The sequence below is a fragment of the Streptococcus australis genome, assembly GCF_047463015.1.
Classification (GTDB): Bacteria; Bacillota; Bacilli; order Lactobacillales; family Streptococcaceae; genus Streptococcus; species Streptococcus australis_F.
On sequence record NZ_JASHER010000011.1, the window covers coordinates 1 to 15,198 of the forward strand.

At 43.0% G+C, this 15,198-nt stretch carries 12 protein-coding genes; 1 reads left to right on the forward strand and 11 read right to left on the reverse strand.

The window, feature by feature from the left end:
* Window positions 1–10: 10 nt before the first annotated feature.
* Window positions 11–88, forward strand: a complete 78-nt coding sequence (locus tag QM873_RS09060) for an IS3 family transposase (protein ID WP_414278829.1) — start codon at window positions 11–13, stop codon at window positions 86–88.
* 102 nt (window positions 89–190) lie between these two features.
* Here the strand turns inward: QM873_RS09060 and ftsY are convergent, their stop codons facing one another.
* The 11 genes from ftsY to QM873_RS09115 form a co-directional block, all read right to left on the reverse strand.
* Window positions 191–1,858: a signal recognition particle-docking protein FtsY gene (gene ftsY / locus QM873_RS09065; protein ID WP_414279186.1), complete on the reverse strand. Its 1,668-nt coding sequence runs from the start codon at window positions 1,856–1,858 to the stop codon at window positions 191–193.
* A complete protein-coding gene (locus tag QM873_RS09070) occupies window positions 1,858–2,679 on the reverse strand; it encodes a Cof-type HAD-IIB family hydrolase (RefSeq protein ID WP_023023906.1) in 822 nt (273 codons plus the stop codon). Before QM873_RS09070 ends, ftsY begins: the two co-directional genes overlap by 1 nt.
* Entirely contained in the window at window positions 2,676–3,473 is a 798-nt protein-coding gene (locus QM873_RS09075) for an HAD family hydrolase (RefSeq protein WP_023023908.1), read from the reverse strand. The genes QM873_RS09070 and QM873_RS09075 overlap by 4 nt, the downstream gene beginning before the upstream one ends.
* Complete coding sequence (smc, locus tag QM873_RS09080) at window positions 3,463–7,008, reverse strand: chromosome segregation protein SMC (protein WP_414279187.1); 3,546 nt, start codon at window positions 7,006–7,008, stop codon at window positions 3,463–3,465. Before smc ends, QM873_RS09075 begins: the two co-directional genes overlap by 11 nt.
* Window positions 6,999–7,700 carry a ribonuclease III gene (rnc, locus tag QM873_RS09085; RefSeq protein WP_129269696.1) on the reverse strand — a complete coding sequence of 234 codons (702 nt, stop codon included), beginning with the start codon at window positions 7,698–7,700 and terminating at the stop codon, window positions 6,999–7,001. The genes smc and rnc overlap by 10 nt, the downstream gene beginning before the upstream one ends.
* A 158-nt stretch (window positions 7,701–7,858) precedes the next feature.
* Window positions 7,859–8,221, reverse strand: a complete 363-nt coding sequence (locus QM873_RS09090; protein ID WP_006596984.1) for a YbaN family protein — start codon at window positions 8,219–8,221, stop codon at window positions 7,859–7,861.
* 239 nt (window positions 8,222–8,460) lie between these two features.
* The gene (locus tag QM873_RS09095; protein WP_223355564.1) at window positions 8,461–9,270 is read right to left on the reverse strand and encodes an MBL fold metallo-hydrolase; all 810 of its coding nucleotides are present in this window, start codon (window positions 9,268–9,270) and stop codon (window positions 8,461–8,463) included.
* 8 nt (window positions 9,271–9,278) lie between these two features.
* On the reverse strand, window positions 9,279–10,625 hold the full coding sequence (gene vicK / locus QM873_RS09100) for a cell wall metabolism sensor histidine kinase VicK (protein WP_154857663.1): 1,347 nt from the start codon (window positions 10,623–10,625) through the stop codon (window positions 9,279–9,281).
* The gene (gene yycF, locus QM873_RS09105; protein ID WP_048689541.1) at window positions 10,618–11,319 is read right to left on the reverse strand and encodes a response regulator YycF; all 702 of its coding nucleotides are present in this window, start codon (window positions 11,317–11,319) and stop codon (window positions 10,618–10,620) included. Before yycF ends, vicK begins: the two co-directional genes overlap by 8 nt.
* Before the next feature lie 229 nt (window positions 11,320–11,548).
* Window positions 11,549–13,492, reverse strand: coding sequence for a threonine--tRNA ligase (gene thrS / locus QM873_RS09110; protein WP_414279188.1), 1,944 nt, complete (start codon window positions 13,490–13,492; stop codon window positions 11,549–11,551).
* A 383-nt stretch (window positions 13,493–13,875) separates the two neighbouring features.
* Window positions 13,876–15,198, reverse strand: coding sequence for a glycosyltransferase family 4 protein (locus QM873_RS09115; RefSeq protein WP_048689547.1), 1,323 nt, complete (start codon window positions 15,196–15,198; stop codon window positions 13,876–13,878).

Below are 15,198 nucleotides of genomic sequence, written 5' to 3' on the forward strand. Positions count from 1 at the left end.
AAATTACATCATATTTTATAATGAAACTAGAATTCAACAGAGATTAAATGACCAGTCTCCTGTAGAGTACAGAAAACTGGTCGCATAAGAGGTTTTTTCTCTTGTCCCATTATTGGGGTGCAGTGCCCATAAGAGGTTTTTTCTCTTGTCCCATTATTGGGGTGCAGTGCCCTTGAGATGAGTTTTTTGTTTATATCAAGCCTTCTAACAAGCCACGCATAAAGTTTTCAGAATTGAATTCACCGATGTCATCAATTTTTTCACCAAAACCAATTAATTTTACAGGAATATCCAACTCTTCTCGGATTGCAAGGACCACTCCTCCTCGAGCTGTTCCATCAATTTTAGTGAGGACGATTCCAGTAATAGGCGTGATCTTGGAGAATTCCTTGGCTTGGACCAGAGCATTCTGTCCTGTGGAAGCATCTAATGCCAAGAAGGTTTCGTGAGGGGCTGTAGGATCCACCCGCTTGATAATGCGACCGATTTTTTCTAATTCAGCCATCAGATTGTCTTTGTTCTGAAGACGACCAGCCGTATCAATCATTAATACATCGACTTGCTCTGCCACAGCCCGTTCCATTCCATCAAAGACAACACTTGCAGGGTCTGACTTTTCAGGACCAGTGACAACAGGCACATCCACACGGCGTCCCCATTCAGCTAACTGCGCAACGGCACCTGCCCGGAAGGTATCTGCTGCGACCAACATCACCTTTTTCCCTTCCTTCTTGTACTTATGAGCCAATTTTCCGATAGAGGTAGTTTTCCCAACGCCATTCACTCCCACAAAGAGCATGACAGTCAAGCCATCTTTAAAGTTAATTTGCTCATTGTATTGGCCATCTTTTTCGTAGAGATCCACCAATTTTTCAATGATCACGCGACGCAAGGCATCCGGTTTCTTGGCATTTTCCAAACGGGCTTCATAGCGGAGCTCTTCTGTCAGATTCGAAGCGACCTGGACCCCTACGTCACTCATAATCAAGAGTTCTTCTAACTCTTCAAAGAAATCTTCGTCGACAGAACGGAAGTTGGCAAAGAATGCATTAAGTGCTGCTCCAAAGCCTGTCCGAGTTTTCTTCAAGCTCCGATTGTATTTTTCTTGAACCGTTTCTGTAGGTTCAGCAATCTCTGGCTCACTTGTCGTTTTTTCTACTAAAGGCTCTTCTTCAACCTCTTCTGAAATTTCAGGTTCGCTAGCAGCTTCCTCTACTGACAATTCTGCTTCAAGCTCTTCTGTATCTTCAGGTTCGCTAGTTGTTTCTTCTACTGGAGTGTCTTCTTCAAACTCTCCTGTTTCTTCCTCTGAACTTTCAGTAGTTGCTTCTTCAATTACTTCCTCGGGTTCTTTGGAAAGACTTGAAGTCTCATCCTCTGTTTCATTCTTTGCAAAAACATCCTCATCAAAGGCTTCTTGGGCAAGATCTGATGAAGAATTCAGAGGCTCTTCTTCAAGATTCTCTTCTTGTAACGTTTCTACTTCTATAGTCTGTTCTTCAGGAACAGGAGCAGGTTCGGTTACTTCCTCAGGAGAGGTAGCTTGCTCTAGTTGAGAAGAGCCCTCTTCCTCGATAGCTGTTTCCTGATTTACATGCTCTTCTGAAGGAACTTCTTCAATGGATGCTGTCGACTCTTGCGATGATCGCGCTGATTCGGCAGCCATTCGCTCTTTTAATTCTGCATAGTAGGCTTCCATTGCCGAAATCTTTGCTTCATCACTTTGTGAAGCCTTTTGTGATACTGGCTCAGCTGACGAGCTTGCTTTCTCAGGGCTTTCCACAAGCTCTTCTGTAAGATCCTGAACTTGTGGTTTTGTTTCTTCTTTTCTTCCAAATAGTCGGTCAAATAATCCCATTATTGACCCTCCTTCAATACATATTCTTCAATCGCTCTTCCGACTGCATCTTCATCATTGGTGTAGTCTGAGACTAGTGTGGCAATCTCTTTCACCTTATCCACCGCATTAGCCATGGCGATTCCTAGGCCTGCCCATCTTAACATGCTGGCATCGTTGGCTTCATCTCCACACGCCATGACTTGGCTAGCATCGATTCCTAAATACGCAACCAAAGCTTCCAAGCCTCGATCCTTTTGAACGCCTTTGGGGCACCATTCCAAGAGCATGTCTCTGGATTTAAAAATCTCAAAACGCTCCCTTAATTCAGGAGAAATCTTTGGAATAGCGCCATCCAAATAGTCCTGTTGAAAGGCCGTTACACACTTATTGTAGGAAATCTGACTGGACAAATCTTCAATAGAAACGGGAATAAAGTTCAAGTAAGGATTATAGAGAGGGTAAAGAGATTCTTGATCAGATACAAGTGTATAAACAACCCCTTCGCTGATGGCATCTAGGGGCAAACCAAGGTCCTCTGTCTCCTCATAAATACGGACGACATCATCACGAGAGAAAACTGTCTTCGCAATGATCTCCCCTGTATTCTTTTGTACCAAGCCACCATTAAACGTAATGGTGTATTCATCTGACAAGCCGGCAGTCCCAATCTCTTGAAGCAGAAAATCCATAGCCTTGAGGGGACGACCCGTCGTCAAAACTACCTTGACCCCTTTTTCTTGAGCTGCACGAATGGCAGCTAAGTTCCGAGGGGAGATTTTCTTCTCTGAGTTTAAGAGAGTACCGTCCAAGTCTAGTGCGATAACCTTAATCTGACTCATAATTCTTCCTCCATGAAGCGAAGGATAGATCCTGTCGAATGGTGAGCTAATACTTTTTCAGCCAATTCCAAAATCTCTGGACGGGCATTTTCTGGCGCAATTGGATGGCCAACAACCTGCATCATATGAAGATCATTGAGGTTATCCCCAAAAGCTAGGACTTGATCTCGACTAATGCCTAGCTGATCCATTAGTGCTTGGATGGCGACTCCCTTGTCCACATAATCCAAGACAATATCAATGCACTCATAACCAGTGGTCATAGCCTTAACACCCTCAACATTTTGGGTAACCCAGGCTTCCCCTTCCGCTAATACTTCTTGGTCAAAATTGGTGGTCATCTTAAAGACAAGATCATCAATTTCTGAAAAATCTGACACCATTTGAATATTTTCATTGTAGTTTTGCGAAGCAGCTAGATAGTCTGGATCAACGGTCTTTAAAACATAGCTCCCGAGTTTTCCCGTTAACAAGCACTTATTTTTATCGAAATAAGGACTTTCTTGTAACTTGGCAAACAGAGCTTGGTAAAAATCAGGACTCATGGTCGCTTCATAGACATCTTCACCATGAAACTCAACAACACTGCCGTTTTCAGCTATAAAAATAATTTGATCCTGAACCTCTTTAAAGATTGTCTTCAAAGAGAGGAGAGGCCGACCACTTGCTGCCGCAAAGTAGATCCCTTTTTCTTGAAACTTCTTTAATACCTTTAGGAATAAAGCTTGATCAAATTGATGATTTTCATCCAAAAAGGTCCCATCCATGTCTGTTGCGACTAATTTAATTTCCATTATCCATTCCTTCTATATCTTTCAGCTTCACAGATACAATCTTAGAGACTCCAGATTCTTGCATGGTCACTCCGTAGATGGAATCTGCTGCCGCCATGGTTCCCTTACGGTGGGTGACCACAATAAACTGACTTTCCTTATCAAAACGATTGAGGTAATCCCCAAAACGTTTAACATTGGCCTCGTCTAGAGCCGCTTCTACCTCATCCAAGATGACAAATGGAATAGTCTTGACACGAATGATTGAGAAGAGCAGCGCTAAGGCTGACAAAGCTTTCTCCCCACCACTCATCAAATTCAAGGATTGAATTTTCTTACCTGGCGGTTGAACAGAAATCTCGACCCCAGCAGACAAGAGATCCCCATCCGTCAAGATGAGATCTGCTGATCCTCCGCCAAACATCTGTTTAAAGGTTATTCGGAAGGATTCACGAATCGCTTCAAACGTAGACTTAAAGCGTTCTTTCACCTCATCATTCATGTCATTAATGGTTTCAAGAAGAAGATTCTTCGCTGCCAAGACATCTTCTCGTTGACTGGAAAGGAAATCAAACCTAGTCTTGACCTCATCGTATTGTTCGATAGCATCAATATTGACAGGTCCTAAGGCTTTAATCGCTTTTTCCAAGTCTTTTAAGACTTGCTCAGACTGAGCTAGATTTTCTAGTTCGTTGGCCTGATTAGATGCCTCTTCAAAACTCATCTTGAATTCATCGGTCAGAGCTAACATCAATTTATTTAGCTTATCCGCCAAGCGATCACGATTGGATTCTGCTTTGGCCTGTAGGCGAATCCACTCCTCATTTTGACGACGGGCTTGTTCCATATGACCCGCTACATCTTCAGACTGGCCTTCCAAATCCTCTAATTCAAATTGCTTACGAATCACAGCTTGCTCCAGAGCGGTTTTCTCTTGAAGGGTTGCTTGCAGTTGTTTTTCAAGGACAGAAACATCGATTTGCTCATGTCGATCTTCTCCCTGCTCAATCGCATATTGGAGAGCTTGGATTTCCCGTTCAGTAGAAGCCAACTCTTGCTGCAAGCGTTCGGAATCTGTCTGGTCATAGGTCAATCGACTCTTCAACTCTGTTTTTTGTAATTGAAGCTTGGCAATGGCTACTCGTAAATTTTCAATTTTCTCAACAACGACATCTTTATTGAGCTTGACTTCTTCAATCTCAGCAGTGACTTGCTCTTTTTCCGCCTCAATTTCTTTCAGCCGCGCTTGCAAGTGATCCCGTTTTTGGAGGAGCTCCTGGTCGCTACCTTCATCCAGCTCTGTACGGATAAGTTCTAACAGTTCTTGGGCATCCAAGAGTTGCTGGTGAGCTTGCTCAAAAGCTAATTGAAGGCGTTGCTCTTCTAGTCGCGCCACTTCTCCTTGGCCTTTCAAAGATTCTAGTTTTTCTTGTGATTGGCTCACTTGGTCCTGTTGCTCTTGAACCTGCCCTTCTACTTCTCGCAAGTTCTTCTGAAGAGAGGCCAATTCTTGGTGCAAGCGATCCAGTTCTGGCTTGATAAAAATCGAATTATTGGTTCGATTCGCTCCCCCTGCATAGGAACCACCCGTGCGCAGTTCGGTTCCATCGAGCGTCACGATACGAACTTGGTAGGCAACTTTGCGAGCAGCCGACTTGGCGTGCTCAATTGTATCAAAAATAGCTGTGACACCCAAAAGGTTTTGAAAAATCGACTCGAGGGAAGGATCATAGTCCACCAAACTGCTAGCCATCCCTAGGAACCCTGGACAGGCTTCAATCAGTTCTTGATTCTTTCCTGCAAGGTGACGTGGTTTAATGGTTGTCAAAGGAAGGAAGGTTGCCCGACCCGAGCGATTCTTCTTCAGATGTTCGATTGCCCGTGTTGCTGCTCCTTCGTCTTCTACGATAATATGCTGACTGCTAGCTCCTAGAGCAATCTCTAAGGCAGTCTGATACTCTGGTGAGAAGGAAAGTTTTTCACTGACAGCTCCCACGATCCCACCTAAGCGAGCCGCTTCTTGCAAGACACTCTTTACGCCCGCATAAAAATTACTATGATTTTTTTGAATCGCCTCTAAACTGTTAATGCGAGCCTGTTTTTCCTTACTTTGATCCAGTAAATCAAACATCTTGGCTTGCGCTTCTTGATAAGCCTGGCGAGCTTCCTCAAACCGTTTTGCCTCTGATTGATAGGTATCAAGCAAGTGTTTCAGATGCTCTTGAGCTCCTTGATAAGCTTTTTGAGCAACCTGCTCTTTTTCCTGCAATTCTGTCACCATTTGGATTTGATTTTGGTAATCTTCCTTTTTACTTTGTGACAATTGAGCTGAGGCTTCCAATTGATTTTCAATGGTTGTTAATTCGTTTGACCGCTCCGCTTCATCCTGCATCAAGGCCACGTATTTTTCACGTAAATAATCGATCACCTGATCTGGATCTTCTGAGAAGCTGGCCAACTCTTTCTCCAAACCTTCCAGAGCTACTTGGCTCTTTTGTAGTTCTTCTTGAAGACTCTTTGTATTGGCTTGTTTTTCTTCCAACTGGTTCCGAAGAACTTGTAGGCGCTCTTCCAGACTATTGACCCGCTCTTGATTTTCCTGACGACTTCGAGCGACCTGTTGGGACTCCAAGCGTGCCAATTCGATTTGTTTCTCCAAATCACTTAAGAGACGAGTCAATTCCAAGAGGCTAGCTTGATTATCTGACAATTGGTGTTGAAGAGTCTGACGACTCTGTTTCAATCGGAGACTTTCCGCCTCATACTCTTCTCTTTTCTGGTAATAAGCCTTTAATTGCTCTTGGATGGAGGCTTCTTCTTGGACGGCTTGATCATAGTCTTTTTTATTGACTTCAATTTGTGCAATCAAAACATCCAAATAAAGAACCTGGCGTTGTTGATCCAATTCTAAGAAACGTTTGGCCACAAGGGCTTGCTTTTCAAGAGGTTTGATTTGCCCCTCTAACTCAAAAATAATGTCTTCCAGACGGTCCAAATTATCCTGGGTCTGAACCAACTTAGATTCCGTTTCCTTGCGACGCGTCTTAAATTTAAGAACCCCAGCGGCTTCCTCAAAAATAGTCCGTCTCTCTTCTGGTTTGGAGTTAAAGATTTCTTCAACCTTCCCTTGGGAAATAATAGAGAAAGAATCTCTCCCCAGTCCAGTATCCATAAAGAGATCATGGACATCTCTCAAACGGACTTTCTTACCATCAATCTTGTACTCACTATCACCCGAGCGATAAATATGACGCTCCACGCGGATTTCTTTAGCAGCCTGTTTGATAAAGCCATCCCGGTTATCCAGTACTACCGTTACGCAGGCGTAGTTTAAGGGTTTCCGAGTTTCAGTCCCTGCAAAAATCACATCCGGCATCTTGCCACCACGAAGGCTCTTGACACTCGATTCCCCTAAGGCCCAGCGCAGACTTTCCGTAATGTTCGATTTTCCAGATCCATTAGGGCCCACCACTGCGGTTACCCCTTGGTCAAAGATGACCCGGGTCTTATCTGCGAAAGACTTAAATCCTTGAATCTCAATTTCCTTTAAATACATGAGGGATCCACCTTATTCTCCACTGCTTTTTTTGCTGCTTCTTGCTCTGCAGCCTTTTTAGACCGGCCACGTCCTTGACCGATGATTTTCCCATTGACAGACACTTGCACTTCAAATTCTTTGGCATGAGCCGGTCCTGACTCACTCGTCACTTCATAGGTAATCAAGACATCCCCATGGATTTGAAGGATTTCTTGCAAGCGCGTCTTATAGTCAATCACTTGCTCAAATTGACCTGCTTCGACTTTAGGAATCATGACTTGCTGAATGAAGTTCCGCACCATCTCCACTCCCTTATCCAAGAGTAAGGCGCCTAAAAAAGCTTCAAACAAATCCCCTAAGATGGTATCTCGGTTACGTCCACCAGATTTTTCCTCTCCCTTGCCAAGTTTGATAAATTGATCGAAACCACAATCACGGGAAAAACCTGCTAGGCTTTCCTCACGAACAATCATGGAACGCATTTTTGACAAATCTCCCTCTGGCTTACTTGGGTAGAGGGCAAATAAATATTCGGAAATCACTAACTGGAGAACAGCGTCTCCTAAAAATTCCAAACGTTCATTATGTGAAATTTTTAAGAGGCGATGCTCATTCGCATATGAGGTATGTGTAAAAGCTGTTTCCAACAATTCTGTATCGTCAAAAGTCAGCCGAAATTTCTCAACAAGAAGGTTATATAAGGCTTGCATCACGTTACTACTTTCTTTCTTCATTTATGCATCTGGATTGAATCCTGTAACCTATTCCGTCCAAAAGATACACCCCTCTATTATACCAAAAAAGAGTGCGTCTCGCACTCCTTTCCCTTGTTTTCACGATAGGATTTAGGACCTATTCTGTCCTTATATCATTCTTCTTTATCCGGAATCACTTTGAACAAATAATAACTGATAAAAATAGTTAATCCCAGTAGACCTAATTTCACAAACCAGAGTGGTGCCAGGTAAATGGAAATCCCCATCAAAAGATAAATTTGTAGAATAATTCTTTTTTTCCGCTTTTTTGAGATCGACTTGGTTTCCCGATAATCCGCTACATAAGTTTGGTACAACTTGGTCCCATGCAACCATTTTTCAAAGCGTTGAGAGCTCTTGGCAAAACAAGCCATAGCTAATAAAAGAAACGGGGTCGTTGGTAAAATAGGTAATGGAATCCCAATAATCCCTAATCCTAAGGAAATAAACCCTACTGTTATATACACATATTTCAAACTAACTGCTCCTATCCTTTTCACTCATTTCAAGCCTACAACACTGACCTAAAAGAGGCTGAGACAAAACTCCTAGCCTCTCAATTGTCTTTGGATTTCCGAGCAAGACGCAGTGGTTGAGTGGGCTCTACTACGCTGATTTCATCAGCTTTACAGCCCTACTCAACTGTGCGGAGGTGGGACGACGAAATCGAAGTCTAACGAATTACCGATTTCTGTCCCACTCTCTTTTTAATCATTTAGATATCTACTAATGGAGTCGCTGTATCTGGAGATGTATCCAAGACGTCAAAATCGTGCCCCACTGCTAGATCTGCTCGAGCCAGTTGATTAACCATGGTCATATGGGCCAATTCCTTGATATTGTTTTCCTTGGATAAGTGGCCCAGATAAATCTTTTTGGTCTTATTGCCTAGGGTCCGAATCATAGCATCTGCGCCATCTTCATTAGAGAGGTGGCCCAAATCGGATAAGATCCGTTGCTTTAATCGCCAAGCATAAGAGCCAGCTCGTAGGATTTCCACATCGTGGTTGGACTCGATCAAATAGCCATCTGCATTTTCAACAATCCCCGCCATCCGATCACTGACATAGCCTGTATCCGTCAGCATGACAAAGCTCTTTCCATCCTTCATGAAACGATAGAACTGGGGAGCCGCAGCATCATGGCTAACACCAAAACTTTCCACATCCAAATCCCCGAAGGTTAAGGTCTTGCCCATTTCAAAAAGATGTTTCTGGGAGTCGTCGACCTTCCCAAGGTACTTGCTTTCTTCCATGGCCTTCCAGGTAGCTTCATTGGCGTATAGGTCCATCCCGTATTTACGAGCTAGCACACCAACGCCATGAATGTGATCCGAATGTTCATGTGTGATTAAAATAGCATCAAGATCTTCGGGTTTGCGATCAATCTCTGCAAGCAAACCTGTAATTTTCTTCCCGGACAAGCCTGCATCTACTAGAATTTTCTTCTTAGGAGTCTCTAAGTAAAAAGAATTACCACTCGATCCTGAAGCTAAAATACTATACTTAAACCCTTTTTCATCCATTAGTTTTCTTATTCATCCTCATTATCCCATCCATCATCCAGGATAGCATCTTTGTCATATGGTAGGACAATCGTGAAAGTAGAACCTTTTCCATATTCACTCTTGGCCCAGATAAATCCTTTGTGTTGCTTGATAATTTCCTTGGCAATGGCCAGTCCTAAACCAGTCCCACCTTGGGCGCGACTACGTGCCTTATCCACGCGATAAAAGCGGTCAAAAATTCGTGGGAGATCCTTTTTAGGAATCCCTAAGCCCTCATCTGAAATCGAGATAATCAACTGGGCATCTGTCGTTTTCATTCCCACACGAATTTCCCCACCATCTGGGGAATATTTGATAGCATTATTTAAGATATTGTCTAAGACCTGTGTCATCTTGTCTGTATCAATTTCAACCCAGACAGGCGAAATTGGATAATCACGAACAATATCATATTTCTTCTCACCAGCCTGGTTCTTCATCTTATCAAAGCGGTTCAAAATGAAGGTGATAAAGGCTGTAAAGTTGGTCAACTCAACATCCAATTGACTGGTTTCATTATCAATCCGTGAAAGACTCAATAGATCCGTCACCATCCGCATCATCCGGTTGGTCTCTGTCAAAGATACTTTGACAAATTCCGGTGCAACTGGCTCCGAAATGGCTCCGTCATCCAAGGCTTCCAGGTAAGATTTAACACTGGTCAGTGGTGTTCGGAGTTCATGACTAACGTTGGATACGAATAAACGACGTTCCCGCTCTTCCTTGTCCTGTTCGGTTGTGTCATGCAAGACGGCTACCAAACCCGAAATGAAACCAGACTCTCTCCGAATCAAAGCGAAGCGAACCCGTAAAGAGATGTACTCCCCATTTTCATCCTGCGAATCGATAGTCAATTCTGGAACATTGGTAATCAAGTCACGCAGTTCATACTCTTCACTAATGCCAAGCAGATCTAGAATACTGATATTCATGACCTCTTCGACCACGACATTAAGCTGTTTGGCAGCCATTTCATTGACCAGGATAATCTGTCCCCGACGGTTGGTCGCTAAGACCCCATCTGTCATATAGGAAAGAATACTGGTCAAGCGCTTGGTTTCTTGTTCCAGATTTTCATGCGTCAAACGAATAACTTCTGATAAATCATTGATATTGTTGGAAATCTCTGTTAATTCAGGACCCCCTTGTAAATCAATGATATCGGAATATTCTCCAGCAATCAAACTCTTAATCTTATCATTCAACAAGCGTAGCTTCATGTTATCCCGACGATTTTCTAGGATCAGCAAGGCTACCACGATAATGAATCCAAGAGTGATTAAAATAAAAACAAAATTATAAGAGGTCATGACTTCTTTGATGTGATTAATCATTGTTTCTCATATAGTAACCGACACCACGGCGCGTTAAAATATACTCTGGACGGCCAGGAATATCTTCGATTTTTTCACGCAAACGTCGAATCGTTACGTCCACTGTCCGAACATCACCAAAATAATCGTAGCCCCAGACTGTTTCCAGCAAATGCTCACGAGTCATGACTTGGCCTACATGGGTTGCCAAGTGATAGAGCAACTCAAATTCGCGATGGGTCAACTCAAGCTCTTTGCCCTTTTTCTGAGCAAGGAAGGCATCCGGAATGATTTTCAAATCCCCAATCACAATCTCTGAATCTGATGTAGACTCTGTTTGTGATTCTACCGTTAGTTCTGTCCGACGCAACAAAGCTTTTACGCGAGCTTGAAGCTCACGATTTGAGAATGGCTTGGTCACATAGTCATCCGCTCCAATTTCAAGACCGATGACCTTATCAAATTCTGTATCCTTAGCAGATAAGACAATAATCGGCACATTACTAGTCTTCCGAATGGTACGCGCCACTTCCAAGCCGTCAATTTCAGGAAGCATGAGGTCCAAGATCAAAATATCTGGGTTCTCAGCTTCGAAAACAGCCAGTGCTTCTTTCCCATCGAAGGCAGTCAAGACTTCATAGCCTTCTTTGGCCATATTGAATTTTATAATATCCGAAATCGGCTTTTCATCATCTACAACAAGAATTTTCTTCATACATGTACCTACTTCTATTTTTTCTTTGCTTCTTCAAATCTCTGTCCTTTCATTATAGCAAATTTCTTTGAAAAATGGGAGTTATACTTTGATTTGTAAAGAAAGAGAAAGAAAAAGGTTATGCAATGGAAAAAATATTAATCACAACATAGAGGTCACTAAAACAGCGCTTGAATAATTATTTTCAATCCACAAAAAAGCTAGGTTTAAAGCCTAGCTTTTCTATCTGTTAGTTTGCCACACGAGACTTGTTTGCAATGTCTGCAAGGATCAATTCTACAAATGCATCTACCGGCATGGTTTCTGTTTCTTTTTGACCATAACGGCGAACGTTTACTGCTTGCTCTTCCATTTCCTTGTCCCCAACGATCAATTGGTAAGGAATTTTTTGAGTTTGAGAAGCACGGATCTTGAACTGCATTTTTTCATTGCGTTCATCCACATCGGCACGAACACCACGGTCACGGAGTTTCTTAGCTACTTCCCAAGCGTAGTCTACGTGTTTTTCGTTAGAAACTGGGATAAGAGTTACTTGGTGTGGTGCCAACCATGTAGGGAAGGCACCCTTGTAGTTCTCAATCAAGATAGCTGTGAAGCGTTCCATCGTTGAGATAACCCCACGGTGAATCATCACTGGACGGTGTTCTTCACCATCAGCTCCGATATATTTAAGGTCGAAGCGCTCTGGAAGCAAGAAGTCAAGCTGGATAGTAGAAAGAGTTTCTTCTTTACCAAGGGCAGTCTTCACCTGAATATCCAATTTTGGTCCGTAGAAGGCTGCTTCCCCTTCTGCTTCAAAGTAGTCCACGCCCATTTCATCAAGAGCAGCACGAAGCATGGTTTGGGCATTTTCCCACATCTCATCGTTATCGAAGTACTTGTGAGTATCATGAGGGTCACGAAGAGAGAGGCGGAAGCGGTATTCGTTTAGGTTGAAGTCTCCGTATACATCGATAATCAACTGAAGGGCACGTTGGAATTCTTCTTGGATTTGTTCTGGAGTCACAAAGAGGTGACCGTCGTTAAGAGACATTTCACGTACTCGTTGAAGACCAGTCAAAGCACCAGATTTTTCATAGCGGTGCTGCATCCCAATTTCAGCGATACGGATTGGCAATTCACGGTATGAGTGAACATGGTGTTTGAAGACTTGAATGTGGTGTGGGCAGTTCATTGGACGAAGGACAAATTCTTCCCCATCTCCCATATCCATAGTTGGGAACATATCTTCTTGGTAATGATCCCAGTGACCAGAAGTCTTGTAAAGCTCTACAGAAGCAAGTGGTGGAGTGTAAACGTGTTGGTAGCCAGAAGCCAACTCCTTGTCGACGATGTAGCGTTCCAACTCACGACGGATAGTAGCCCCGTTTGGCAACCAGAATGGAAGACCTTGACCAACCTCTTGAGAAATCATGAAGAGGTCAAGCTCTTTACCAAGTTTACGGTGGTCACGTTCTTTGGCTTCTTCACGCATTTGAAGGTAGTTCTTCAAGTCTTTCTTGTCGAACCAAGCTGTACCGTAAATCCGTTGCATCATAGCGTTGTCGCTATTCCCACGCCAGTAAGCACCAGCTACATTGAGAAGGTGGAAGATTTGAATGCGACCTGTTGATGGGACGTGTGGGCCACGGCAGAGGTCTACATATTCACCTTGACGGTAGATGGTCAAACCACCTTCGTCTTCAGAGTGTTCTTCGATCAATTCCAATTTATATGGGTCATTCTTGAAGATTTCACGCGCTTCGTCTTTAGACACTTCTTCACGGATTGATGGGAAGTTTTCTTTAACGATTTTTTGCATTTCTTCTTCGATGCGAGGAAGGTCTTCGTTAGAGATTTGACCAGCTTCATTGTCAGTATCGTAGTAGAAACCATCTTCGATCGCTGGACCTACACCCAAATGAATGTCTGGGAAGAGGCGACGAGCGGCTTGGGCAAACAAGTGTGCTGCTGAGTGGCGCAAGATTGGAAGAGCATCTTCGTGATCAGGTGTCACGATTTCGATGCTTCCATCTTCAGTGATAGCACGAGTAGTGTCGATGAGTTTGCCGTTAAATTTACCAGCAAGGGCTTTTTTAGCCAAAGAATTGCTGATGGATTGAGCAATTTCAAAAGTTGTCACGCCAGATTCGAATTCACGAACAGCGCCATCTGGGAAAGTAATCTTAATCATAATCTTCTCCTTATAAATTTTTAAATATCTTAGTTATAGTGAAACTCTTTTTGATTTCTTCATCAAAAAAACAAAAAAGCGACCTCCTCGAAAGGACGTCGCAACGTGGTTCCACCTTCATTTATGTTCCTCAAAAAAGAGGAACACCTCTGATTGGCTCTAACGTGGCCACCGTTTTATGTTTGCATAAAAAGTTCACCGAGTAGTCCCAAACCTATCCTCTACGCGATTTCCAGCCCCACGCGCTCTCTTTTAGATTTCCTAGATTTGATATGTCTCTGACTAGTATTATAGCACGATTGAAATATTTTGCAAGAGGAAAAAGCTTCCTATCCCCTATGCCAGGAGCCTTACTTTAGGCCCCCTAGCTTTTGAGATGAACTCTAATCCAATAACTTGGTAATGTTGCGAATCTTTTTCACCTGTTTAAAGGAACCCTTCATGATTCTCACAGACCCATTCACAGGCATAGCGATAACTTTTTTTGGAATTTTCACAATAGACTTGGTCACCCGTTTGGTACGGCTTTCCTCAGGATGACGTTCATTATAAAAATCTTTCGAAATAATGGCATCCAGATAGAACTCATAGACCCTGCGACCAAAATTTGTCGAAGAAATTTCATAAAGCTTCTCCTCCCACTTAGCCTCATCTTTTTCTGGTGTGGCTAAGGTCGCTTCTAAAATAGCTGCTGCCAAATCTTCTTCCTGGTCATACAAGATTCCGAACATCCGATCATTGATTACATTATCTAAGTAAGGATTACTTTGAGCAATTAGGGGGGTCCCACTAGCGATACTCTCTAAATAGGTCAAGCCTTGCGTCTCACTAGTCGAAGCTGAAATGAAGAAATCTGCCGCCTTATAGTAAAGAGCTGTTTCGTTTGGTGGAATCATTCCTGTGAAGACGACCGCATCTGACACACCAAGCTTGGTCGCTTGTTTTTTTAAATCATCTAGATAAGGCCCATCTCCAGCCACAATCAATTTAATATGCGCATTTTCTTCTAACACTTTAGGCAAGGCCGCAATAACGGCTTGGATATTTTTCTCGTAAGAAACCCGTGACAAGCTCAAGAGCATGATTTCACCCTCTTGAATGCCTAATTTTTCACGAAGGGCTTGCGTCTCCACTTGTGTGATTTCAGGTCGTTCAAACTTCGCCAGCTCAATTCCTGTCGGAATAATCCGTTTTTCAGCCTTGACCTTATAGTTCAGCAAGAGGTCATAGACAATCTCACTCGGGCAGATGACCCCATCCAAGTCATTCATATAACCACGAACAATATATTTGACCATACTTGGTCGGATAACCATCCCCTTGGCAATATAACGCACATAATCTTCATACTGGGTATGATAGGTATGAATTACTGGAATCCGAAGCTCCTTAGCAATCCAAACCCCGAGTAGTCCTAAAGAAAACTCTGTCTGTGTATGGATCATATCCAGTTTGTATTGTTTGGCAATGGCCAAAGCCTTGGTAAAGCCGCGATAAGCAATCCGCCGATCCTTAAAAGCAAAGAAAGGGATACTTGGAATGCGGATAATTTGCCAGTCCTCATAGCGGTTGACATCCTTATCCGTCGTCGTAAAGATAAAAACAGTATGTCCCAACTTCTCCAATTCTGTTTTAAGGGTTCGAATACTGGTCGCAACCCCCGATACCTGCGGAAAATAAGTATCTGTAAATAATCCAATACGCAT